General features: G+C 40.0%; 26 protein-coding genes. 2 read left to right on the top strand and 24 right to left on the bottom strand.

Annotation, left to right across the window (positions count from 1 at the left end):
- Nucleotides 1-15: 15 nt before the first annotated feature.
- The 5 genes from G586_RS0106435 to G586_RS0106415 form a co-directional block, all read right to left on the bottom strand.
- Nucleotides 16-1,680, bottom strand: coding sequence for a DUF1720 domain-containing protein (locus G586_RS0106435; RefSeq protein ID WP_026527091.1), 1,665 nt, complete (start codon nucleotides 1,678-1,680; stop codon nucleotides 16-18).
- A gap of 162 nt (nucleotides 1,681-1,842) precedes the next feature.
- The gene (locus G586_RS0106430; RefSeq protein WP_026527090.1) at nucleotides 1,843-2,616 is read right to left on the bottom strand and encodes an ABC transporter ATP-binding protein; all 774 of its coding nucleotides are present in this window, start codon (nucleotides 2,614-2,616) and stop codon (nucleotides 1,843-1,845) included.
- Nucleotide 2,617: 1 nt separating this feature from the next.
- Nucleotides 2,618-3,502 (bottom strand): ABC transporter permease, encoded by an 885-nt coding sequence (locus tag G586_RS0106425; RefSeq protein ID WP_026527089.1) that lies wholly within the window; start codon nucleotides 3,500-3,502, stop codon nucleotides 2,618-2,620.
- A gap of 121 nt (nucleotides 3,503-3,623) precedes the next feature.
- Nucleotides 3,624-4,817 carry an ABC transporter substrate-binding protein gene (locus tag G586_RS0106420; protein WP_026527088.1) on the bottom strand — a complete coding sequence of 398 codons (1,194 nt, stop codon included), beginning with the start codon at nucleotides 4,815-4,817 and terminating at the stop codon, nucleotides 3,624-3,626.
- Between the two features lie 137 nt (nucleotides 4,818-4,954).
- The gene (locus tag G586_RS0106415) at nucleotides 4,955-6,373 is read right to left on the bottom strand and encodes an MATE family efflux transporter (RefSeq protein ID WP_035772663.1); all 1,419 of its coding nucleotides are present in this window, start codon (nucleotides 6,371-6,373) and stop codon (nucleotides 4,955-4,957) included.
- Between the two features lie 145 nt (nucleotides 6,374-6,518).
- Here G586_RS0106415 and G586_RS21975 point away from each other — a divergent pair, with 145 nt between their 5' ends.
- Nucleotides 6,519-6,875, top strand: a complete 357-nt coding sequence (locus tag G586_RS21975) for a hypothetical protein (RefSeq protein WP_051204613.1) — start codon at nucleotides 6,519-6,521, stop codon at nucleotides 6,873-6,875.
- Here the strand turns inward: G586_RS21975 and G586_RS0106405 are convergent.
- The 6 genes from G586_RS0106405 to G586_RS26535 form a co-directional block, all read right to left on the bottom strand.
- Nucleotides 6,826-8,139: a leucine-rich repeat protein gene (locus tag G586_RS0106405; protein WP_026527086.1), complete on the bottom strand. Its 1,314-nt coding sequence runs from the start codon at nucleotides 8,137-8,139 to the stop codon at nucleotides 6,826-6,828. The genes G586_RS21975 and G586_RS0106405 overlap by 50 nt on opposite strands.
- Nucleotides 8,140-8,289: 150 nt before the next feature.
- Nucleotides 8,290-8,520 (bottom strand): hypothetical protein, encoded by a 231-nt coding sequence (locus G586_RS0106400; protein ID WP_026527085.1) that lies wholly within the window; start codon nucleotides 8,518-8,520, stop codon nucleotides 8,290-8,292.
- Entirely contained in the window at nucleotides 8,517-9,686 is a 1,170-nt protein-coding gene (locus tag G586_RS0106395; RefSeq protein ID WP_196811553.1) for a M56 family metallopeptidase, read from the bottom strand. Before G586_RS0106395 ends, G586_RS0106400 begins: the two co-directional genes overlap by 4 nt.
- Before the next feature lie 29 nt (nucleotides 9,687-9,715).
- Nucleotides 9,716-10,114, bottom strand: coding sequence for a BlaI/MecI/CopY family transcriptional regulator (locus G586_RS0106390; RefSeq protein ID WP_026527083.1), 399 nt, complete (start codon nucleotides 10,112-10,114; stop codon nucleotides 9,716-9,718).
- Nucleotides 10,115-10,571: 457 nt separating this feature from the next.
- Nucleotides 10,572-11,315 carry a leucine-rich repeat protein gene (locus G586_RS0106385; protein ID WP_026527082.1) on the bottom strand — a complete coding sequence of 248 codons (744 nt, stop codon included), beginning with the start codon at nucleotides 11,313-11,315 and terminating at the stop codon, nucleotides 10,572-10,574.
- Nucleotides 11,316-11,354: 39 nt separating this feature from the next.
- On the bottom strand, nucleotides 11,355-11,531 hold the full coding sequence (locus G586_RS26535) for a hypothetical protein (protein WP_196811552.1): 177 nt from the start codon (nucleotides 11,529-11,531) through the stop codon (nucleotides 11,355-11,357).
- Nucleotides 11,532-11,792: 261 nt separating this feature from the next.
- On the opposite strand from G586_RS26535, the gene G586_RS26530 reads away from it, so the two are divergent.
- On the top strand, nucleotides 11,793-11,954 hold the full coding sequence (locus tag G586_RS26530) for a hypothetical protein (RefSeq protein ID WP_196811551.1): 162 nt from the start codon (nucleotides 11,793-11,795) through the stop codon (nucleotides 11,952-11,954).
- 163 nt (nucleotides 11,955-12,117) lie between these two features.
- Here the strand turns inward: G586_RS26530 and G586_RS0106370 are convergent, their stop codons facing one another.
- The 13 genes from G586_RS0106370 to nifH all read right to left on the bottom strand — a co-directional run bounded on the left by G586_RS0106370 (nucleotide 12,118) and on the right by nifH (nucleotide 24,809).
- Entirely contained in the window at nucleotides 12,118-12,675 is a 558-nt protein-coding gene (locus G586_RS0106370) for a CAP domain-containing protein (protein ID WP_155834039.1), read from the bottom strand.
- A 315-nt stretch (nucleotides 12,676-12,990) separates the two neighbouring features.
- On the bottom strand, nucleotides 12,991-13,827 hold the full coding sequence (amrS, locus tag G586_RS0106365) for an AmmeMemoRadiSam system radical SAM enzyme (protein WP_026527079.1): 837 nt from the start codon (nucleotides 13,825-13,827) through the stop codon (nucleotides 12,991-12,993).
- A 78-nt stretch (nucleotides 13,828-13,905) separates the two neighbouring features.
- Complete coding sequence (locus tag G586_RS0106360) at nucleotides 13,906-14,817, bottom strand: LysR family transcriptional regulator (protein ID WP_026527078.1); 912 nt, start codon at nucleotides 14,815-14,817, stop codon at nucleotides 13,906-13,908.
- An 86-nt stretch (nucleotides 14,818-14,903) separates the two neighbouring features.
- Nucleotides 14,904-15,839, bottom strand: a complete 936-nt coding sequence (gene cysK, locus G586_RS0106355; RefSeq protein WP_026527077.1) for a cysteine synthase A — start codon at nucleotides 15,837-15,839, stop codon at nucleotides 14,904-14,906.
- Nucleotides 15,840-15,978: 139 nt separating this feature from the next.
- Nucleotides 15,979-17,115: a M20/M25/M40 family metallo-hydrolase gene (locus tag G586_RS0106350; RefSeq protein ID WP_026527076.1), complete on the bottom strand. Its 1,137-nt coding sequence runs from the start codon at nucleotides 17,113-17,115 to the stop codon at nucleotides 15,979-15,981.
- A 71-nt stretch (nucleotides 17,116-17,186) separates the two neighbouring features.
- Nucleotides 17,187-17,714 (bottom strand): GNAT family N-acetyltransferase, encoded by a 528-nt coding sequence (locus tag G586_RS21970; RefSeq protein WP_051204611.1) that lies wholly within the window; start codon nucleotides 17,712-17,714, stop codon nucleotides 17,187-17,189.
- A 58-nt stretch (nucleotides 17,715-17,772) separates the two neighbouring features.
- Nucleotides 17,773-18,705 (bottom strand): cysteine synthase A, encoded by a 933-nt coding sequence (gene cysK / locus G586_RS0106340; RefSeq protein ID WP_026527075.1) that lies wholly within the window; start codon nucleotides 18,703-18,705, stop codon nucleotides 17,773-17,775.
- A 2-nt stretch (nucleotides 18,706-18,707) separates the two neighbouring features.
- Nucleotides 18,708-19,955: a glutathione S-transferase C-terminal domain-containing protein gene (locus tag G586_RS21965; protein WP_081674236.1), complete on the bottom strand. Its 1,248-nt coding sequence runs from the start codon at nucleotides 19,953-19,955 to the stop codon at nucleotides 18,708-18,710.
- Between the two features lie 54 nt (nucleotides 19,956-20,009).
- The gene (locus G586_RS21960) at nucleotides 20,010-20,729 is read right to left on the bottom strand and encodes a hypothetical protein (protein ID WP_051204609.1); all 720 of its coding nucleotides are present in this window, start codon (nucleotides 20,727-20,729) and stop codon (nucleotides 20,010-20,012) included.
- 23 nt (nucleotides 20,730-20,752) lie between these two features.
- On the bottom strand, nucleotides 20,753-21,121 hold the full coding sequence (locus G586_RS0106325) for a NifB/NifX family molybdenum-iron cluster-binding protein (RefSeq protein WP_026527074.1): 369 nt from the start codon (nucleotides 21,119-21,121) through the stop codon (nucleotides 20,753-20,755).
- Nucleotides 21,122-21,136: 15 nt separating this feature from the next.
- Nucleotides 21,137-22,468 (bottom strand): nitrogenase component 1, encoded by a 1,332-nt coding sequence (locus tag G586_RS0106320; RefSeq protein WP_026527073.1) that lies wholly within the window; start codon nucleotides 22,466-22,468, stop codon nucleotides 21,137-21,139.
- Nucleotides 22,461-23,942 carry a nitrogenase component 1 gene (locus tag G586_RS0106315; protein ID WP_026527072.1) on the bottom strand — a complete coding sequence of 494 codons (1,482 nt, stop codon included), beginning with the start codon at nucleotides 23,940-23,942 and terminating at the stop codon, nucleotides 22,461-22,463. The genes G586_RS0106320 and G586_RS0106315 overlap by 8 nt, the downstream gene beginning before the upstream one ends.
- 24 nt (nucleotides 23,943-23,966) lie before the next feature.
- Complete coding sequence (nifH, locus tag G586_RS0106310; protein WP_026527071.1) at nucleotides 23,967-24,809, bottom strand: nitrogenase iron protein; 843 nt, start codon at nucleotides 24,807-24,809, stop codon at nucleotides 23,967-23,969.
- Between the last annotated feature and the right edge of the window lie 21 nt (nucleotides 24,810-24,830).

The following is a 24,830-nucleotide window of genomic DNA, read 5'->3' as shown; positions in this document are numbered from 1 at the left end:
CTATAAATTATTTATTTAGTTAAAGAGCCATCCATAGTTTCTTACATGCATAAAGTATACAGTTTTTTCACCCATGAAAATTGTATATTCATTATTGGCAGCACTTCTTATTTTACCTGTCTGATCAAAAGGTATGCTATACGAAGAAGAACCCTTCTTGTACTCATAGTTCTCAATGCCATTATTTTTAATATATTCCTTGACCTCTTCCTCTGTCAGATCACAATTAAGTCCGCCGGGAAACTGAATCAGATAATCATCATAAGAGCTGTTATTAGCACCTATCATTACCACAATCGTATACTTCAAAAGTATAGCTTTATCAGTAGGATTATACACGTTAGTGGTAAAAGACATATTGCCCTTTCTAAACTGAATTACATATTCCTGTCCCGATCCTACGGAATAATTCTCATCCCCGTCATATTTCCAACCATTCCTGGTCAATTCTTCAAAGGGTACCGGAAGATTGTAAACTGTTCCATCGAGTTCAAAGTTTCCTGAAAAGGGATCGTCACCAAGTGAAGAAGGCGCAACATAATTATCCAGATAAGAAGGTCTCTCAGAGCTTACATCAACCTGCTCAAATCCTACAGGCTCATTTTCATTAGTAAGTCTTATGTTCTCGAATACTCTGTCCTCATTAAGGCTATAGCCAACACAATACTCCAGGCTATTACTGCTATCACCGTAATAATAAAGGACATCACCATAGGTACCTTCAAAAAGTTCATCCGGCTCACCCATTGCAGCTACTATATCCGCCTCTGTACTCTTGCCAAGTACAAGATCTCCTCCATGGATTGTCAGCTCATTACCAAACTCCTCCATATCATAATCAGAAAGAGAAATTTTTGTGATATAACAGTCCTTAGCTTCCTGAGCATCCAGGCTAAAGTTTGTGATATCAACCAGGAGTGAATTTCTTCCTCCGGGATAATAGAATTCTAAAAACTCTTTAGAATAAGAATCAATAATAGTGGCTGCCTCTTTATCATCATCAAAGGTCCACCCTTTATCCAAATAGTCACTGACCTTGCCAGGAATCTGATATGATTCATCACCAATTTGGAAAGTAAACAGATTTCTGGTATCAGTTTCGCTGCCTGATTTTGTAGAATTCTCTTCGGCTATGGCATCTAAAGGGACGCTATCACCATCCTGCTCATCTACCTGTTCATCTGCCGTTTCTTCTGCCGATTCTTCTTCCTCTGTAAGTCCAAAGTCCTCTAGTGTAGGCTCAGTAATCTTTTCCAGTTCCAATCCCTCTATACCGGTATCTACATACTGATCCTCATCTGGAACCTCTGCAGTTATGGATTTTTCAATATCCTTCTCAAGATTTTTGGCTGCCACGATTTTCGTAAGCTTAACAACTCCTATAATTCCTGTTATCAGGAATAGAGATGCACATACTCCCGCAATCGTCAATGCCAGCTTTTTGTTCTTATCTGACTGTTCCTTTTCAATTGCTGCCGGATCATAACCGTAGGCATTAGATTGCTGCATGCCATAACCGGTGGGCTGATTGCCTTGGATAAGTGGTTTTCCCGTCATCGGGTCATACTTATAACCTGACTGCGGATCAAGTGGTTTTCCTGTCATCGGATCAAACTTGAAGCCGCTCTGCTGCTGACCCATCTGTTCCCCTGTCATTGGATCAAATTTCTGCTCATTCATATTTTTCTCCCCTAAACTTTTTATAGTTCCCCTCTGTGAAAATTCTAACATACTGATATTTACCATTCAATCAATATAAAAGGCGGATTAGAAGCATGTAAGCTATCCAAATCCGCCAATAATACAATCAATATGATCTATCAATTCAGGTAAAAGCAGGTATTAATTACCGCACTCAACACTTATCTCATTAAACAGATGCATGATCTGATCAGGATTCATCTTCTTTTTCTCTTCTCCTGACTTATCAAGTATAACAGAACCTTCATGAAGCATCAAAAGTCTGTCGCCATACTGAGTAGCATAACGGAGATTATGTGTAACCATGATGGTAGTCACCTTCTTCTCCCTAACGATTTTCTCCGTAAGTTCCATAATTATATCGGCTGTTTTAGGGTCAAGCGCCGCGGTATGCTCATCAAGAATAAGAAACTCCAAAGGTGTCATAGTACTCATGAGAAGAGCAACTGCCTGTCTCTGTCCGCCTGAAAGTGAACCAACCTTAGTGTACAGCTTATCCTCAAGTCCAAGTCCCAAGCCTTTTAAAAGTTCCCTGTAGTAGTCCTTCCTCTTATGATTAACACCGGCTTGCAATCCGTAAATCTTGCCCTTGTTATCTGCGATTGACATATTCTCAAGTATGTTCATTGAAGGGCAGGTACCCTTAGATGGATCCTGGTAAACTCTTCCAATAGTTCTGTGTCTCTGATAGTCACGCTCATTGGCAATGTTAACACCGTTAACAAGCACCTCTCCTCTGTCCGCCTGAATAGAACCGCAGATGATATTAAGCATTGAAGTCTTTCCCGAGCCATTACTTCCCACAACTGCCACAAACTGTCCGTCCGGAACTGTCAGGTTAAAGTCATCAAATAGTACCATCTCATTGACACTGCCGGGATTGTAGTTTTTATAAATAGATTTCAGTTCCAGCATATCATGCCTCTACTTTCCGCTTTCTGTCTCTGGTAATAATAAGAATAACCAGGAACAGAACAGCTGTGATGAGCTTTAAGTCTGTCGACTGCAGGCCGCACTTAATCGCTATGGCAACGCATGCCTTATATACAATCGCTCCGATCACAACACTTGTTGTAACTTTAAAAAATGAAAACTTCTTAAGAAGGGCAGTTCCAATAATTACACTCGCAAGTCCTATTACCGCAGTACCGGTTCCCATAGACACATCAAAATATCTCTGCTGCTGGGCATATATAGAGCCTGAAAGTGCAACCAGGCCATTTGCTATAGCAAGTCCGATAATTCTGACCTTGCCTCTGTCAACGCCCATGGATGTTACCAGTACATCGTTGTCTCCTACTGCCTGAAGCATAAGCCCGGATCTGGTCTTCAAATACCAGTCCAGTATAAACTTAACAATAACAGTTATTACAAGAAGGATTATTACCGACTGAAATTTTGCAAGGCCCGGTACAGACTCAAATATTCCGTTCACAAGCTTATTATCAAAAATAGTGTAATAATCGTACATCGGCAGATTAGCTTTACCCGCGATACGAAGATTTACAGAGTAAAGACCGGTCATCATAATGATGCCGGCAAGAAGATCTCTTACCTTAAACACCACATGTATGATACCGGTACATACTCCGATAAGACACCCTGCCGCAAAGCAAATGGGCAAAGTAAGGATTGGCATTACTCCAGCCCTGATCATAACTACTGCAAGACAGATTCCGAAGGGAAAGCCTCCGTCAACTGTCATGTCAGGAAAATCCAGTATTTTATATGTTATATACATTCCAAGAGCCATGATCGCATAACACAATCCCTGCTCCAGTACACTTACTATTAGCGCCATAGTACCCTCATCCGCCCTTCGGGCACCTTCCCCCAGAGGGGGAAGGCTTTCTTTTTTTATCTTCTCTTGAATGCTTTGCTTTCTTTTATATCAGCTTGAAAAATGCCAAAATTAGAACAGTTTAATTTGCAGCGATGCTGTCAAAAATTTCAGCTGCTGTTGAAACCAATTCATCATCAAGAGTCATCTCGATCTGTTCAGCTGCCTTGGTGTTAACATAAAGACTGGGCTCGCTGATTACCTCAAAAGGCATCTCTGAAGCTTCGCTCTCACCCTTAAGAACCTTCGCTGCCATCTCACCGGTCTGGATACCAAGCTTTACATAATCAAGTCCCATTGCAGCTACGCATCCAACCTTAACCTGCTCAACCTCAGAACCGAATACCGGAATCTTCTGCTCGTTTGCATAACTAAGAACTGTCTTAAGGCCTGAAACAACAGTGTTGTCAGTTAAGTTATTGATGCAGTCAACCTTTGTTACAAGATCTGCTGCAGCCATATCAAGATCAGCAAGTGTATTGATTCCGCTGTCAACGATCTCAAAACCATATTCTGAAGCATGCTCCTTGTACTGAGCGATTGTACTCTCCGAATTGGTTTCACTGGTTGTATAAAGGATACCAATCTTCTTAGCATCAGGAAGCATCTTTCTGATCATCTCAAGCTGCTCAGTAACAGCAAGAGCATCAGATGTTCCTGTGATATTGCCAACAGGTGTTCCATCCTCTTTTGCAAGCTCAGCTGCAACCGGATCTGAAACTGCTGAATAAATAACAGGTACTGTAGTTCCAAGTGCTGAATTGTAAGCACTCATAGCACTGGGTGTAGCAATACCGCATATAAGGTCAACACCATCAGCTACAAAAGCGTCAGATATCTGGCTTGCTGTACCTGTATCTGCCTGTGCGTTCTGGAAGTGAACTGTGAGGTTCTCGCCCTCTACGATTCCTTCGTTTGCAAGTCCCTGAAGAAATCCTTCACGGCAGTTATCAAGTGAACCATGCTCAGCGAACTGTGAAATACCAATTACATATTCATCTGCAGCTTCCTCAGTCTCTGTTGTTTCCTCAGTCTCTGTTGTTTCCTCGGAAGTCTCCTCTGTAGCTTCTTCAGCTTCTTCTGCCTCTTCAACTACTTCTTCTGCTTCAGAAGTCTCTTCTGTAGCTTCATCTGCTGTCTCTGAGCTCTCAGCTACAGCTTCTGTGCTCTGCGCCTCCTGAGCGTCGTCTGCTGTCTTGCGGTTATCTCCGCAACCAGCAACTGTCATTGCCATCATTGTTGCAGCCATAATAGCTGCCAGCATCTTTTTTTTCATAATTCCTCCTTTAGTGCATATAGCACTTCACTACTGTAAATTATCACAGCAAGTAACCCCCTTATAATACTACAAAAAGCTATATGGCGCAATGAGAGCGCGCATCCTTAGGGGAGCATTTTTTCCTATTACTAGGATCATATTATCTTCCGGTCTTTCCATTTCCCACTTCTGAAGCGCCATATATCAAGTGCCGCCTTTATGCACCAGTCAAGTACCATAGCAAGGGCTATTCCTATGACACCCATTCCCATCCACAAAGCAAGGATGAATGACAGAGCCGTCCTGCATACAACTGTGGCAAAGATAGATGCCCACATCGTAAATTTCACGTCCCCTGCTGCTCGAAGGCCGGATGAAAGAGGTCCGGAAAAAGGTTGGACCAGCGCAGAAAACAGATTGTGTATCGCAACTATTATCAGTATCAGGCGCTTAGTTTCATCGGAAAGATTATATAAAGTAAGCAAAATCGGAGTAAGCGCCATTACCATCACATTCCAGATGAGCGCTAGTAAGAGCGACAGCCTCGTGAGCTTTTTTATATTCCATTTTGCAGCTTCATAGTCACCTGCTCCTACGCACTGTCCGACTACTGTAATGAACACCGTTCCCATTGACATGCCCATGCATGCAGCCAGTGACCAGAATGTCTGTCCTGTGGTATTTGCTGCTATCTGCGTGGTTCCAAAGGTTGCTGTAAGCATACCAAGAACAACCTTAGCAGCCTGAAAAAGGGTGTTTTCTATTGAGTTCGGAATAGCCACACCTAATATGCGACCTGCCATGGGAGCATCAAGGCGAAGTGAATCCCGAATCTTTATACTGATTCTGGGATTACTTAATGCTTTAATTTTTCCAAGAAGTTCATCAGAAGCTCTTGTCTCAATACACAGCGCTGTCATAATAGCTGCTGCCACATACCATGAAATCGTAGTCGGCCATGCAACTCCGGCGGCACCGGCTTTAAGTACAAAGATTCCTATCGCATTTCCCACAACATTTACAAGATTAGCTACAAATGAAACCCACATGGTCACTCTGGTCTGTCCCATTGCACGAAAAACTGCGGCCCCGGCATTATAAACAGCATTCGCAGGAAAAGACCAGGCCACTATCCACATGTATATCTTGCAGGCTGCCAGTGTATCTGCCTCTGCCTTAGGATACATTATCTGAAGAAGGGATGATCCGAAAAAAAGCATAATCACCATACATAGCAAAGAAAGCGCCCCGCCTATAAAGAATATCTGAGAAGCTGATAAATCTGCATTATCCTTTTCCTTACTTCCTATGTATTGAGATACAACTACCGATCCCCCTGCGGAGATGGCTGTAAACAGATATATGAAAATGGTGTATACCATGGTATCAAGCCCTACACCGGCAACCACGGCTTCACCTGCATAGCTGACCATCATGGTATCTGCAAGTCCTACCACCATCTGCAGAAGTTGCTCTATAAGGAGCGGTATGATCATCGACTTTAAAGCAGCATTGCTAAAGCGTTTGCGGTCATCCGGTAAATATTCTCTTGGTTCTATTATCCTCTCAAGCATAATACTGTTTTCATATGAACTACATATGAAAAGCCTCCATTTCTTTTGTTTTCTGTACCATAAATATGATATCATTTTTTCGAAAACAAAACCTAATCGTTATTGGTTTTGCTATTGATTCATTTGTTAATATTTGGAAGCACACATGAACAACAAAAAGCTTGCAGTCATTTTCCCGGGTATGGGCTATCACAGCGATAAGCCGCTTCTTTATTTTTCAAAGAGAATCGCCCGTGAAAATAGTTATGAAATAATCGAGGTTAATTACAAATTTCCTCATAAAGCTCGTGAGATTATGAACAATACGATCAAGATGCAGGAGGCTTTTGAAACAGCCGCTTCTCAGATAAAAGAAGTCCTTGGCAATATTTCTTTTGAAGATTACAGTGATGATATTTTTATAGGAAAAAGTATTGGGGGCTGTCGCATTAGTGCGACAGCCCCAAAAGTAATTACTTTGTTTTTCTCTGAAATTTTGCTTTTTTTACACCAGCTTTTTTAATGAGCTGCTTTAGCTTTGAAAACTGTTTATCGCTCATATTCTGGATAGTAACCTTTGCTTTTTGCTGGATATTTCCAAAGGCTTCCTTGCCGATATGATTTAATTTGTTTGCTTCTATCCAAATATTATTTAGAGATGTGCAGCCATAGAAGGCTTTCTCCTTAATGGACTTAAGTTCCTTGGTTCTTGCAAAGGAAACATCCTTAAGCTGCGAGCAGCCTTCGAATGCACTTTTTCCTATATATCTGATGTTACAATCAGCAAACATGGCGTATGTAATAGTCTGATTGTCTTTAAATGCATTGGCAGCAACTCCTACTATGTCATATCGCTCATAACCAATATGATCGACGTATGGCCAGGGATCAATGTGTTCCAGTTCAAATGTCGTGGCAGAAGGACTAAACCCAGTGATTTCAACTTCTCCGCGATGCTTTTTGGTTGCGGGCTTTACAACTCTGTAGGAAAATTCACCTGCTGTAAAGGTCTCACCCTTAGAAAGCTTTATCATGGCATCGGATTCATCCGGAATCTTAGTCTTTTTGTTTTCCTTTTTGGGATCGTCCATAGAGAAGTAAACCTTCTTGGCACCGGCTTTTTTGAAAAGCTTATTAATTTTGGAAGCTTCTTTTGTGCTCATGCCATAGGTATCGACCCTTATAATTGAACTGGTATTATTTAGCGCATCTGAGCCAATTTTCTTTAGGGTGTTGCTGTTCAAATAAAATTTATTTAATTGTTCACACCCATAGAAGGCTCTATCCCTGAAGGTTGTAAGATATTTATAAGAATCAAAACGGCGAAGATTAGTACAACCCTCAAAAGCACTTTTCCCGACATATCTGATATGAGTAAGACTGGTGTCAAAACCGCAAATTGTTTTATCATCCTTAAAGGCATTATCTGCGATACCAATGATAGTATAGGGTGCATATTCTTCCATTGACTCGTAATCAATATTAATGGATATATTATTGCGGTCAAAATACTTTGGATTCTTCTGCGACCAATCATAGTTTTGATTAATGCCTGCAACTTCTATCTCAATTCCCGGCTTTTTCTTTGTTGCTGTTTTTACAACTCTGTAAATTAATGGTTCGCTATCTTCAACATCTTCATAAAATACATCCCCTACCTTAAGTTTGTTATAAGATATTTCTTCACCGGATGGGTATAACCGTTCGGCAGATGCTTTTATGGAATACATGTTAAATGCAGCTGCAATTCCGGATGCGGCAAACAGCGCAAGTATAAGCTTTTTCATTTGTGTTCTTCTCCTTTGATGTTACCATGAAATATAGCAAAGACTTGGTGCGATATTGTTTACGAAAATTTCTCAAAGTTTTGCAACGTAATGTCATCTGCTGCATTCCGCTTGCTATGATATTAGTATTGACACAGATAATTACTATGGTTAGTCATCAATCCATTGAGGATCAATCCATTTATTATTTAGGTTATCCCATCTTCTATGTTGTCTTTTTCCATGATATCTCCTAGTTTTAGTTACTATATCTTTTGCTCTTTTGATAGAATCTTCAATTATTGTATTTACATTAGGTGTTTTGGCAATGACTTCCTTACTATTTCCGAAAAAATAAATGCATAATCCAATAAGAAATAAATATTTTTTTATTTTATTCATCTGTGTATCACCTTTCCTCCGTATTTATTAAACCATTCAATGTCTTTGTCTGTTGCGGATATAATAGCTCCGTTTTTTAAGTATATTTTGGAAGTTCCATCTTCTGAAATAACTAGATAATCTGTATCCATGTCGATTTCATAACAATCAGAATCTTCAATAATCTCTCCTGTTGGAGGGGCATATTTTGGTTGAAGAATAAATGCATAAGAACAAAAGACAATGGCTATTACTATAAATGGAACTAAAATGATGCTCTTTTGGAAATGTATACTTGAGTAATCTTTTACGGTTTCGAATCTTTCTTTTATATATATAGATTCATTTGATACAAAGTTTAAAGCCGGTTCATATGAAGTAATGCTACTATGTTCTGCGTTTTTATTTTCCAGTACTACCAACATGGTGGTTAGATAATCTTCCCTTGCTTTTGACGGCATCTTTGAAAGCACAGCATTATCGCATCTGAGCTCTATAGATTGAATGAAATCTTTTTTTAGTAAATACATGCAAGGATTCCAAAATAGAAAGCAGGAGGCGATATTTATCAATAGCTTTTTCAATGAATCACGCTTTATTATATGGATATATTCATGTTTCAGAATGTAATATAATTCATTATTTTCATAAATATCATTGTAATTAGAGGGTAGAATTATTGCTGGTTTGATTATTCCTACACTGATGGGACTGTCTATAAAGGGTGATACTAGGAGTTTTGTGTGAATATGAAGATTTTCTTCGCTTATGATCTTGTTAAGGAGAGCAGAGGCGTTTTTTCTTGTGATACATTGGGTATGTCTTATTGCTTTGCTAGCTCTTGCATAGTAGATAATGAGGCGAACTAATAATATAAGAATAATGATTAAATAAATGAAACTTACTATCTGCCAACCCCAAAATTCTGTTTTATATATTTGTATGGGTATAAAGAATAGAATATCAGTAATTGGCATTAATAATTTGCACTCTACCGGTACTGCAAAAGGAAACTCTAATGGGATCAACGCACGAATGGTACATAAACCATATATAAAAACAAGGCCAGAAAGGCTTAAAACTCTTATTCTAAATAATTTTTTTCTAAGAAAGTATATGATAAAAATACATAAACTACTAGCCAGTATTCCTGTGAAAAAATCGACGAATATCTCTATTGCTGTCATACCTATCTTATTCCTCCCAAACAACCCCATTATTCTTCTTTTAATTTATCTATGATGTGCTGAAGGTCATTTATAAGTTCTTTGCGTTCTTTTTTGCTCTTTGGAAATTCGTTCCCCATGAATGCAAGAGCAATGCTGCTTAAGGATTTGATTCCCATTCCATCCTCTTTCATACGCTTGGCTAAGTATTCTTCTTTGGTCATGGCATATGTAAATTTTCTGGCGTACTGAGTGTTATACTGCTCGAAACCATTTACAACTATGAATTCTTTGTTTATAAGACCGTTGATTGTTCTAAAAACAGATAGTTTGTTCCATTTTTCTGAATCTAGCTTCTCAAGCATATCCGTACTTGTTAATGCTTCAGGGTTTTTCCACAACAGTTCCATAATTTCTTTTTCGCGAGGATTTAAATCTTTATTTTTCATATTAACCTCTCCAATTTAGTTGATAGTTCGCACAATTATCGCACAATTATTTTCTATTATGCTTATGCAGAAAGTGACATGCATATTAGTTATGTGATATCATTTTATAATATCAGAATTTATTTTTCTATACATAAAAGGCTAAAGCTTTATTGGTTTGTTCTTATTTTTCCCTCTCATCGCAGTTAGTTATTGGCTTTAAGGTAATCATTTATTTTTTTCTTTTCATATAACGAGGATAGTAAGATATGCTTGTGAGATAATTATGAACTCTCAATCACATTATACATAAAGAGCCCTAAAGCATCTCTGCTTCAGAGCCCGTATAATTCTATTCACCCTCGTTGAATAGCACCATCTATTCAGCTGCCACCAATTAATTGACCGTTAACCCCATCCCTAAAGGGTTAAAGTGAAAGTGGCAAGGTCTTTGAGGTATGGGAAAGGGGCTGTCGCTTTAATAGAATTCTCTTTTTATACGTAACTTCTTCACGCCAGCTTTTTTGAATAGCTTTTTGACTTTTAAGACCTGTTTATCATTCATGTTCTCGGCAATAAGCTTCATCTTGGTTTTTGTGTTCTTAAATGCGTCTTTGCCAACACGCTTCAATTTATTCCCAGTCAGATAAAATTCATTTAATGCACTACATCCAAAAAAAGCCCTTGCCTTGATTGTGGGAGTATTTCTAGTATGAAATCTGTGCAAATAAGTGCATCCTTCAAAAGCACCTTTTCCAACATATTTGAAATCATAACAAGGATAGACATTGAAACTATAAATGGTCTTATTATCTTTGAAAGCATAATCACCAATCCCAACAATCCTAAAAGGCCAAAGTTCCTCCATGGTCTCAGAATCGACACCGATATATACCTTATTAGGATTACAATTTTCTGGCCATTTGTAATTTTCATTAATTCCAGCAATTTCGATATCAAACTTATTGCTTTTACTTGTTGGTTTTTTGACAACCCTGTATACCAGAGGTTCTGTATCCTCTGCGTCATAAAATACATCGCCTACTCTTAATTTATAAAATGGAACATGTTCTCCAGTTGGAACTAAGATTTCTGCTTTAACCTTGATAGGAGTCAAATTTATAACAGCAATAACCGCTAAGATCGCGACTAGCATTAAGTAAATTCTTTTTATTATTCTCATTCTTTCATTTCCTTTTTGATAGAGTTTATTTGTATTCATCAAACATCTTCAATGTAATCCCATCTGAAGCATTATGCTTTATATAGTTTCATCCTCTTCATCTCCCTCATACAACTCATTACTATTGTCTTCGGCTTCTGTGCTGGTTAGTTCATCTTCTAAATTCAATTCCCCGTTGAATTCAGCATGAACTACCATCATTGGCGTTAAAAATGTCATAACCCCTGCCATCATTATTGCAACCATTTTTTTCATAAACAAATACCCCTTTTTTATTAGAATCATATAATTGATTCTGATATGAAGTATACTTTTCTGGTTGTTAATAGTCAATACTGTTATCGTTAATTGATACTTGTATTCTTTTATGTCTGCCATTTATACTTAAATTTAACCTTACCTTACTCAAAGTACCTACGGAACTTCAACTTCCCAGCCCATTAAACATCATATAGTATAAGTAACGTTTCACACCCTGCTGCATAATGTTAAAATCATGCTACCAATAGAAGTATCATGACTGATAAAGAACTTGCAGCAAAACTTAGAGAGAAATACATTCTGAATCCGCCAGAAGGCATGACGGCGAATGGAATCAGTAACATGAGTAATGGCGATATCCTTGATATGGATTACTTCATGCACGAAGAGGATAATTTCTTTGATGAGGTAGACTGATAATAATACTCAGCATACCTCCGCTTTGCATGGCCCGGTCTTGTCCGGGCCTTTAATTCAAGATTTCGCCGTCAAGGCGAAATTTCCTATTAAACAAGAAAAAAGGACAGATTTTCGAGCGAACTCGAATCTGTCCTTTAATATTAATTCGCTTGGATCAGGATTAGTATCCAAATTCCTGTGCCCAGTACCAGTTACCATTTTCGGCCTGGAATACTGCAATTCCAACTGTTTTGAATCCGGCTTCCATGATGTTTGCAGCATGGGTAGGTGATGCCATCCACGCAGCTACAACAGAATCGCCTGTATTATAAAGCTTTGCAAGGTTCTCACCATACATGATAGTACTGTCAACAGTATACCATGCTGAACCATTAGGTCTGCTGTGTGAGAATGTACCAACGATTTCCTGTGCTCTAACGAGAGCAGCCTGAGTAAGTGGTTCGCTCCATGCAAGAGCTCCGAGGCCTGCAGCTGTACGCTTCTGGTTAACAAGGCTGAATGCTGACTGTGCTGCTGCAAGAGCGCCTTCACTAGTGGTAGCCTCGCCTGCAAGAGCAATAGCCGCATCATCAATATAAATGTTCTCGGTATCTTCATTGATTCCTCTGAGAGCAGCTACATCATCAATTGTTGCAACCTTCTCTGCTCCGCAAGCCATAAGGTTAAGAGAAAATACAACAGCAACAACTGTAGCTATAGCACGTTTAAACTTCTTCATAACTGGTTCCTTCCATAACAAAACTATATTGGCAAAAATTACTTACACATAAATAATACCATGAATATCATATATGTCAATGCCTTAATCAAACTTTTTTGCATTTATGATTTATATTTTTGATTATTTATATCACATATAAGTTCACAGAATAACCACAATTTGGTCACTATTCGTTACGATTTATGTTGTAATATAACATCAAGACATAAGAGAAGTTTCATCCCCCTTATAAGAACACTTTCTTCATACACTACAAACCAAAAGCCGGGTTCTGGTGACAAGAACCCGGCTTCCCTCTTTTATTTATTCAATTTAGCAATTCCCTGTGTACACATATTTGAGATTACACCTTGCTACTTCTGCAAGATGATAAATCGTTCCAACATCGGTTGCCGGAATGTCAGTCATATGAAACCTGGGAAAATAGCGGCTTATATGAAGTGGAATATCATCACGAATTTTAGCTATCCAGGCAGATAATTCCAAAATCTCTTCATCCGAATCATTAAGTCCCGGTACTATAAGTGTAGTAAGTTCAATGTGGCAATGCGGTGCTGCTGCCTTAATGAACTCCATCACCATTTGTCTGTCTCCATGTAGCACATCAGTGTAGTAATTATCCGTAAACCCCTTAAGATCAATATTCATCGCATCAATATTAGGAATAATGTCATCATATATTTTTTCAGAGACACAGCCATTTGAAACAAGAACTGTTTTAAGTCCTGCCTCATGTGCGAGAATTGAAGTATCCCTTACATATTCAAAGCCAATTAGCGGTTCGTTATATGTAAAAGCAATTCCTATATTTCCCTCTTCCTTATATGAAGATGCTATGCTTACAAGCTCCTTAGGTGAAATATATTTTACGGGTGGACCGGACAATGGCGATTCAAAACCATACGAAATACTATGATTCTGACAAAACGGACAACGGAGATTACAGCCGTAGCTGCCGACAGAAACAACCATCGAGCCCGGAAAAAACCTTGCAAACGGTTTCTTCTCAATCGGGTCAAGGGCTATAGATGAAATAAGACCGTAATTTGCACAGATGATCTTGCCATCCCGGCAAATCCTTCCCATGCACATTCCGGTCATTCCTTCTTTCAAATTGCAATGATTATGACATACTTCGCAAACAGACATGTTTCCCCCTCACATGATATCCATCTACACTATGCTGCAATTACAAATCCTATACTCCAGACATTAAATGTCTCTAAATTATTTATCAGTCTCTTCCTTATGACGCTCCAACTTTTCAACAAAAGTCTGCCCCATCTCACTAAGAGTGCTTCCTTTTCTTGTAATATATCCGAAGGTCAGATTCTCCTGCTCTTTAAGCTTTACTACCTTAATCTCATTGGAATTAAGGCTGTCTCCTAACATTGCTGCACCTACTGCGTAGCCATCAAGTCCAAGCATCAGCTCTATTGATGTTGCTCTCTCATTGGTGCTAATGACCTTCTTGTAATCATAGGTTGCAAGGGCTTCCTCTCTATAATAGAAGGAAGTGTTATCTCCCTGGTCAAATACCATGCAGGGATAATCCTGCAGTTCCTCAAGAGAGAGTTCTTCCCTGTCTGCAAGAGGGTGATCACTTCTTAAATATACATAAGTATTTCTTGTAAAAAGCTCGTGAAATTCAAGAGAAGCATCAGCGAATATTTTTTTGAAGGTACTCTTATTAAAATCGGAAAGAGCAATCACACCGACTTCACTCTTTAAGGTCTTGATATCCTCAATTACTTCACTGGTCTGAGTTTCTTTAATTGAAAACTGGTACTCATCAAGATCGTATTCTTTCACTGTATCTATAAATGCGTTTACAGCCACAGTGTAATGCTGCATCGAAACTGAAAATGTTGGCTTGTGTCCACCTGCGTTTAAGAATTTTTCCTCAACCTTTTCAAACTGTTCCACCGCAGTTCTTGCATAAGCTATGAAGTTTGCGCCTGCTGCCGTAGTGACAACGCCATTATGAACTCTTTCAAAAATTTGGATTCCAAGCTCGCTCTCAAGGTCTCTAATCGCACTTGAAAGACCGGGCTGCGAAACATAAAGCCTGTCTGCTGCCTTTCTCATGGAACATTCTTCATCGATTGCTATAACGTATTTAAGCTGTAATATGGTCATATTGAAAAATTCTCCCCAAACAGATATTTTCAATAATAATACACCATATTACAGCTTAGTTTCTACTTATTAATTTATATATAAAATCATTCTGCAAAAAGAGCAGTTGAAAGGTATCTGTCACCGGAATCAGGAAGAAGAACCACTATGTTCTTACCCTTATTCTCTTCTCTCTCAGCGACGATTGATGCTGCCTTGAGAGCCGCACCTGAAGAAATACCAACAAGAATTCCCTCTGAAACGGCAAATCTCTTTCCTTCAGCAAAAGCATCATCATTTTCGATAGCAATTACTTCATCATAAATCTTTGTGTTAAGAGTATCCGGAACAAAGCCTGCACCGATTCCCTGAATCTTGTGAGGACCTGACTCGCCCTTTGTGAGGACAGGGCTTGTTGCGGGTTCAACTGCAATGATCTTGATATCAGGATTCTTCTCTTTTAAGAATTCTCCAACACCTGTAATTGTTCCGCCTGTGCCAACGCCGGCTACAAAGATGTCAACCTTTCCGTCTGTCTGCTCCCAGATCTCAGGGCCGGTTGTAGCTTTGTGTACTGCAGGGTTTGCAGGATTAACAAACTGTCCGAGAATAACTGATCCTTCGATCTCCTTCTGAAGCTCTTCTGCCTTAGCGATAGCACCCTTCATTCCCTTGGAGCCCTCTGTAAGAACGATTTCAGCACCATAAGCCTTAAGAAGATTTCTTCTCTCAACACTCATTGTATCAGGAAGTGTAAGGATTGCTCTGTAGCCCTTAGCTGCTGCAACTGCTGCAAGACCGATTCCTGTGTTACCACTTGTAGGCTCTATAATTGTTGCGCCTTCCTTTATTCTTCCGCTCTTCTCAGCATCCTCAATCATGCTAAGTGCTACTCTATCCTTAACTGAACCTGCAGGATTGAGATACTCAAGCTTTGCAAGAAGTGTAGCATTTGTAACGCCTGCCTTTTTGCTGTATCCATTAAGCTTAAGAATCGGTGTTCCTCCAATAAGTTCAAGTGCACTTTCTTTAATGTATGCCATTGTTATTTCCTCCCATTCATTATGTTTAAGTCTAATTTGTCCGCTCTTTGCTGCGTCTGTTTTATTTGATGAGCCTATACTATCACAGCTATGGCCCACATAAAATTACGCAAAGCTTATAGGGAGGCATAAACATTACTTATATATTATTAAGCATGAGAGTCTTAATAAGCTCTGTCATTTTTACAAGCTCAGGAATAGTTGTGTATTCCGAAACAGTGTGAATATCATGCATAGGATTAAAAATGCATATACCATCAATCCCATTTCGCACAAGGACATTATTATCACTTCCTCCAAAGGATTTTTTCGAATGTAATTCTTCTCCCTGTTTTTTCAGTGCCTTTTTATACAAACTCAAAGTACTATAGCTTTGATCACTCTCGATGATCCTGTAAGCATGAAGTCTTACATCTGATTTAAACATCACATCTGCGCCAGCAGAATCTGCCTCTTTTGTAAAAATATCCCTGATATAAGTAAACGCCAAAAGTGCGTCCTCATGAATCGCGCTCCTGATCTCTCCTTTAATAACAACATTTGCAGGTACAGCATTACTTACTGTCCCGCCGTTTATGGTTCCGAAATTAAGCGAAGTATGATCATTTACCCATCCCTGTTTTATCTTACTAATGGCACTTGCAGCCACTGCTATGGCATTTATTCCATTCTCCGGTTCAAAGCCTGCATGAGCAGCTCTCCCATTGACTTCTATCTCAAAATATATAAGGGTTGGCTCTTGCGATGAATATTTGCCGAATTCTCCGCTGCAATCAGGAACAAAGGCATTACGCGATTTTATAACCGAATAATCAAAGGCAGATGCACCTACTGTATATGTTTCTTCCGCTACTGTAAATAAGAGTTCTATAGGCGGATGATCTGCTCCGCTCTCTTTAATCTCCCTATATGCTTCATAAATAGTAGAAAGTGCAGCCCTGTCGTCAGCACCAAGAACCGTCGTTCCATCACTGGTTATTCTCCCATCATCATGAACGATGATCTTTTTATTTATTCCCGGCTCGACCGTATCCATATGACCACAGAAAAGTATTGGAGTATCTGCCTTTCTTTTACCGGTTCCCTCAATATATCCATAGAGATTTCCTGTATCTCCACCGATTTTCTTTGCCGAATCATCCTCTGTCAGCGTTACTCTAATATCACTCCATAAACCTATAAGATAATCCGCAACCTTCCTTTCCCTGTATGAAACGCCGTCAATCCCGGCAAGGCTTACAAAGGTATCTACTATTCGTTTTTTTTCAGTTCCCACAACAAAACCTCACATTTATAAGTCCCATATCCAATCCGCGAAAGTGCAGCCGGATATGAGACTCATTACATTCAGGATATTTTCTTTTCAACAAGTACACAGGAAAAACCAAGATCATTCTTCTGCGGGATGTAATCATGAGGAATACTGTTTTCTTCAGCATATGAGTCATCCTCATAAAATCTTGGATCCACCTGTGGAACAAGCTCGTATCCAAGCTTTTCATAGAATTTTTGTGCCCTGTCCTGACTGTTAATTACTACTCTGAAAATCCCTGCTTCATTTATCCACTTCTCGGCTTCCTCTATAAGTTTGCTTCCGACTCCCTTTTTCTGATATTCTCTAATAACGCAAACTCTCCCTATTTTTCCAACTCCCTCAAAAGGAAAAGTAATCTTACAACCGGCTACCGGTTTGTTGTCATGAATAAGAACTACAGCCTTGTATTCATCATCAATCGGATTATCACTCGCATACTCAAGTGTTATGGGAATATCCTGTCCAAACACAAAAGCATCTGTTCTTGCATAATCGTAAGCTGCAAAAAGCCATTTGGGCGAATTCTTTGTAACTCTGTAAACTTCCATATCCTTAGCCAATATCCTTCCATAATTATGATAGTGTAATTAATAACTTCTAAGGCATGCAAAACGAAAATCAATAATCAAACAAATCACTTGAAAGATACCTGTCACCATTGTCCGGAATTATTACTACGATATTCTTTCCTTCGTTCTCATCTCTTTTAGCAACCTCTACAGCAGCCCATAGTGCAGCGCCTGCCGATATTCCAACAGAAAATCCTTCTAACTTTGGAAGAAGTCTTGCATACTCATAGGCATCTTCATCTGTCACATCAATTACCTCATCAAAGAGCTCGACCTTTGTCACAGGTGGTGTCAGCCCTCCGCCGATTCCCTGAATCTTATGAGGTCCCGGTTCATGGCCGGTTAAAACAGCGCTTCCATTAGGCTCAACTGCTATTATCTTAAGGTCCGGCTTTTTTTCTCTTAAATAATCACCGGCTCCGGATATGGTTCCGCCTGTTCCTGATGCTGCAAGAAAGATATCGACCTTTCCATCCATATCCTCCCAAATCTCAGGACCTGTTGTCTTATAATGTGCTCCGGGGTTGGCGGGATTACCTCCCTGTCCCATAATTACACCGCCTTCGGTTTTCTCTAATATTTCAGCCGCCTTTGCTCCGGCGCCTGCCATGTTTGCTGCTCCATCTGTAAGAACAACCTCAGCACCATAGCTTTTAAGTGTTGTTATTCTCTCCTTGGACAGATTGCCAGGCATGCAGATAATGCACTTATAGCCTTTTGCTGCTGCAACTGAAGCAAGTCCTATTCCGGTGTTTCCACTGGTTCCCTCAATAATAGTTCCACCGGGCTTAAGTCTTCCGTCTTTTTCCGCTTCGAGAACCATGTTGAGCGCAGGACGAGCTTTCACACTGGCAGTGGGATTAAAGAACTCAAGCTTTGCATATATATGAGCTTTTGTCTTTTCTTTTTCTTCAAGTCTGTGAAGCTGCACAATAGGTGTATGACCTATCAGCTCCAATATGCTGTCATATGTTTTCCCCATGATTAATCTCCATTCTTAAGAAGTCCCTTTAGAGGATTGATACTTGCATCAACTCTGAGAACACTGTTCTTCGGATCTGAAGGATCTCTGTCTGCCTGCTCAGGTGAATTCCAATGAGATACAGATATCTCGGTTATATAATCCTCAACCGTCTCGCCCTTAGGATGACGAAGATATATATCGCCATTAGGATCGGAGGAAAGTGCTGCTCTTTTCCCGTCATCAGCCCAGAGCTCATCATAGTTGATCTGACTTGCTATTCTTTCATTCCAGTCTGCGAAAAGATCCTTATCCTTATCTGTCTTATTTCCTCCAAGAACAAGGTCGTGAACAAATGTGGCATTCTTAAATGCAGGAATATTGTAAAGCTCCTTCATATATCCGTAGATGTTGGGATAATCTGCAATTCTTTTTTTAACGGGTCCTACGTTTTTGAAGTAGCTGGTATCCCATCTTACAAGAGTTACAAAAAATCTGATATCCGAATCAGTGATGTAATCTCCAAAGAGGAATCTGTTTTCCGAGAGTCTCTTCTCAAGCTTATCAAGAGACTCATAAAAATCATCAAAGGCCTCATTGTATGCCTCAAGAGACTGGCAAAATGCCATGCGGTAATGCCCGTTGTTTACATGTGGGAACAACCAGTCATTAAATTCATCAATGACATCCCGATACTTTACAGGGTAAAGATCCGGCGCATCCTCAGGCTGAAGCGCTCTGAAATTCACCTCAAGATAATTTGTCATTCTGTGATAATCGTTATTAACGGCTTTCTTCTCTTTAATATCAACAATAGTAGGTGTTGTTGCTCTTCCCTTAAACTCGGGATTAGCATTCTTGTAAAACTCAGAGAGGAAGTGAGCTCCGGTTCTGGGATCCTTGAAATCCTTCTGATTTGCAAAGCCATGACCATACTTGTTTGTTTCTCCGCTGTGTGTTGTTCTGATATCAAACACCTTATCTGTAAGTCCGAGTATGTCGCGAACAATCACAGGTCTGTTTGACCAGTTGCATCCTTTTGCCCAGTATATCTGATATCTTCCTTCCTCAGCTTTCCACTCACCTTCGCCATCTCCTGATTTAGCAATAAAAGCATTTGGCTGTCTTACAAATGCGCCTCTGTCATCTATCTCGTTTTTAGTCTCCATAGGTCTTGGCGGAACTCCGACCAGACTGGCAAACTTTTCAGCCAGATTGTCAGTATAATTATTCTTTTCTCTGTGTTCAGCTAAGCTGCATGCATTACTCATACCATTTTCTCCTTCCATTTATAGACAAAAGAGGCTAAACTGCCTCTTTTTCCTTTATATAGCTATCCTTGTTTTTTCTACATATTTCTTATATTTGTACAATGGCACTGTCCTTATACCCGCAATTCTCCCATCCTTTTCGAACTTAAGAGAATTGTCATTGGCGTGCATTCGAAATGCCATGGAATAATATGGATATAAAACACCATCATTCCAATTAGTCACTCCGTCTGATGATTGTATAAGCGGCTCCACCCTGAATTTTTCCGATTTCGGAAGCCTTAATATGCTTCCAAGAACAGGCTCAACACTTTTTATTTCACCTGACTCATAAAATTCTACGCCCAGGTCTGTTGTAATATCACCGTAAGGCGTATGGACAGTCAATCTCTCCTTAGGCCAGATGGTTATACTTGCAAGCTGTCCGCTTTCATAAAAATAAAGGCACATGGGTTTAACCTTTTTCATCTCCCCCTGAAGGTTAAACTCTATATCCGTTGCAAGCTCATACTCCTGATCCTCAGTCCAAAAGCCTGAGAGCTGCCCATAAAGCGGAAAAATTCTTTTGATGGCGCCACTTTCATAAAATGTAATAAGTTCTGCAGGAACTTTTCCAAGCGGTGTCTGAATCTCTGTCTGCTCCTGCAGATATATACTATAGAGTGCTCCCCCCTTAAAGTACTCCACAGATGGCCGGTTCTTCTGTCTTCCATCGGATATTTCGTAAAATGGTACGAGATCTCCGACTGGAGTCTTTATTATTTCTTTCTGCATATTGGTAATCACCACATCTCCGATCAAATTAGTACATTCGTCCTATATCGTTCTCTGAATTTATGAATCTTGGGTACCGCTTTATCGATTGGCATAATGACATCCAAAATCGCTATGCCGTATCTTCGAAGCACTTCCTCAGCATGCGGTCCGCTTCTTGCGCAAAGAACAAAATCAACATCCTTAAGATTTTCAGCCACGTCATTCATAATGCTTCCTGAACATCTTACGCAGTCCTCACCGCCTCCGCAGGCTGAGCGCACATCCCTCTCTTCAATTTCTTCGTAGTTACCGTCTTCATCGACCTCAAGGATCAAAAATGAATCCGCATGACCGAAATGTGTATCGATTATTTCACCATCACTTGTGGCAACAGCAATAAGATATGACATAATAAAATCTCCTGTTTATCCGATAAATGCAACCTGAGGGTTTACTGATATCTCACCGTAATAATCTGAAAACAGATCAATACCTCCCTCATATCCAAAATAGTTCTTAGTTCCTAAAAGTGTCTGTCCATAAGGAGCACAAACAGGAATAAATGCACATTCGAGAGCTCTTGCAGTAAGCATATCCCAATTGGATCCAAAGATTACTGAACGACTCTCATGCTCTTTTCGCAGTTCTGCTTCCGCAAGACCGCCATCCTCCGTGAAAATGACCTCGTAATCCTTATCTTCAAGCTCCACATCATAAAGTGATGCTCTGACAGCTTCCTGTCTTTCCTTTGGAACATTGTCCGTAATGTAGATTCTAAGCGGAACCGAACCCATATCATTTACCATGAATCTCGTAATGGAAACCGCTGCCGATGCACTTCCTATAAAATAGAAATCCTTTGGAACATATTTGCAGGAATAAATAAATGGCTGCTGTCTGTTTAAGTAGTAGTAATATCTATCCTCATTTTTTCTTATGTAGCTCTCAGCCGCTATCTGATCAAGGTGTGCATATTCAACGAGAGTCCTTATAAACTTAGTTGTTTCTGTCGGGCCTATCGGCACATTATCAAACTGAAGGTATGGAGTTCCGTACTTTTTCTCCAAAATCTCAGCGATATCAAGATCGACCCAGGGTGCCAGGACAAGATTGAATCCGGCTGAAGGAATCTTTTTTACATTCTCAATGCCGTGTCTGTGACCGTAAATAATATTGGGATGAAGCCCAATCGCTATAAGAAGTTCCTCAAGTCTTTCCAAAGTTCCATGCCAAAAGGTATCGTAGAAAGGAACGATTCCAAACACATTTACCTGAAGAGGATCAACCTCATTTGTAGGTTCCAGAAACTGATTGATAATGGATTTTAAAATCTGACTGTGACCAAAGAGATTGTTGCCCACAAAGCCGGGGAGCTTGGCACTGATTACAGGAATCCTGCTTCCCTCAAAGCTATCCGCTACCTCTTCTATGTCATCACCAACGATTTCAGCTGTACATCCGTCTACAGCAATGATAAGATCCGCATCATAATATTCGATTGCTTTTTCCACAACAGTTCTAAGATGCTCGCCACCTCCGAATACAACATCCGTATTACAGAAATCCGTGCAAGGTACTACGGATTCTTCAAAGGGAACGGGTGACTGTCCGCCGTTTACCCTTCCAAAAATTCCCTGTGCCTGTGCAAGACATCCGGGTCCTGTGTGTGTTACCGGTAATACTCTGTCTATTGCAAGAGCTGTATATATTCCTCCAAGTGCACATGCAACCCTGGATTGTTCAATGCATTCAGCCATTTTGTGCCTCCTTGATAAAACTAAATGGTTCTGATTCCAAGTAAGCCTTGGTAAAGGGTGCAATATATCTTGCCCCGAATTTTTTCTCAAAATTAGTATTTGCCAGTGTCTTGATCACAAGCTCACCAAATTCCACAAGACCTCTATAGCCAACCATAGGAAGCCCAATTCTTACTTCCATAGCAGTAATTCCCTGCTTTATAGCCCATACAGACGCTCTGTGAGCTCTGGAAATAACTATATCCGGAAGATTATGCTTAAGTGTGATCATTGTCTCCATGTTCTGTCCGTCATTTACGCTGGTCGGAACATCCTGATCAAGCTCGTATACGTCGGAAGCAGCAGCAACCTTATCAGGAGTCTCGTTGTCGAGATGAGGATCGTAGTGATAAGCAACTGTATGAACAACCTCCATACCAAGTTCCTTACACATTCTTGTATATTCATAGGCAAAGCTTGCTCCGAGAGCAATGAAAACCTTCTTTCCCTGAAGCTTTTTCTTAACCTTTGCAAGTCTGAAGGCGTAATTCTCTTTTTCTTCCTTAATAATTTCTTCAGCTATGTCCTCTTTTCCAAAGTAAGCACCAAATTCACGAAGGAATCTCTCTACGCCAATTCCACCATAAGGAAGATGTGACTGAAAATACTTAACTCCGAATCTCTGCTCCAGAGCGCCGCATAGGTAACTTGACTGCGCACCACACTGCCCAAATACAGCCTTAGACTCTGATGCTTTGGCAAAATCATCAAGATTTGAACCACCTGTAAGGAAAAGCATCTTGAATCCAAATCTTTCAAACATCCACTCAATGTGGTCTCTTCCCTTGGGATAAAATCCAACATATGTAACAATATCTTTTTTCTCGGAAGGCTCCTTCAAAAGTGCCTTGGAAACAGCGTGACAATATGCGTCAAAGCCTGATGCCCAGATCTTGGAATTGATGCCCTCACTGGATGCATATCCAATCGGTACTCCAAGCTCCTCTGACATTTCTTCAGCTACAGAGCATGCATCCTCACCGATGATTGCTGATACGCAGCTTGATACAACATACATATGCTTAGGATGGTGTCTGTCATATGCAAACTGTATTGTACTTCTAAGCTTTTCAGATGCACCAAATACAGTATCCTGCTCCTTTATATTGGTTGAAAAAATCTTAAGATTTCTCTTCTGGTCAGCATTTTTACTTTCATAGAAGCTGCTACTAAGTGATCTGTTATAACCGCAAAGACCTGCACTGCAGCCAACAGGTGAGTGGTCTATGATAACTGCTCCCTCAAGACCTGCAAGCTGATCAAGACAATGAGAATGGCTGCAGCTGCACCCTGTTGAAAAATCTCTTTTGCTGTTTTTAAGGCATCCTTCGCAGCCCTGTCTTGCCATATCTTTAAGAGTCCCATGGTATCCGGTTATTGAACCGAGGCGGGTCTCTCTACATTCTGAAGTTTGCAAATTAAGATTAACTGCCATCATTAACTCCTTTTTATCTATTTATCAGATTCTGTAATCATCAGTAAGGTTGTCCATAAGACCATACTCAGTAAGTATTTCCTCAAGTCTCTCCTGAGTCATGGGCTTTGGAATAACAAGCATTTCGTTCTTCTCAATTGCTTCAGCAAGATTTCTGTACTGCTGGGCCTGGCCATGCTTAGGGTTGTACTGAATAACTGTCTGCTTATGAATCTCCGCTCTCTGAACCTCATTATCTCTTGGAACAAAATAGATAAGCTGACTTCCGAGCTCTGCAGCAAAAGCCTTTAAAAGTTCCTCTTCTCTGTCAACATTACGGCTGTTGCAGATGATTCCGCCAAGTCTTACACCACCCTTTAATGCGTATTTTCTGATACCCTTACAGATATTGTTAGCTGCATAAAGAGCCATCATCTCGCCTGATGCTACGATGTAGATCTCCTGAGCCTTTCCTTCGCGGATAGGCATCGCAAAGCCGCCGCACACAACGTCTCCAAGTACGTCATAGAATACAAAATCAAGATCCTCAGTATATGCGCCCATTCCTTCAAGTGTTCCGATGGAAGTTATTATTCCTCTTCCTGCACAGCCGACACCGGGTTCAGGTCCACCTGACTCAACGCATCTTATATTTCCAAATCCATTTTTAATAATCTGTTCGAGATTATGAATATTTCCCTCTTCTCTGATGGTGTCCAGAACAGTCTTCTGAGCAAGTCCTCCAAGAAGAAGTCTTGTTGAATCAGCCTTAGGATCACAGCCTACAACCATCAGCTTTTTTCCAAGCTCTGTAAGTCCTGCTGCCAGGTTCTGTGTTGTTGTTGATTTTCCAATTCCACCTTTTCCATAAATCGCAATCTGTCTCATTTTGATTTTCTCCTCAAAAAA

It is taken from the genome of Butyrivibrio sp. VCD2006, from assembly GCF_000423925.1.
Lineage (GTDB): Bacteria > Bacillota > Clostridia > Lachnospirales > Lachnospiraceae > Butyrivibrio.
This window is presented reverse-complemented; position numbering and strand designations above follow the sequence as displayed.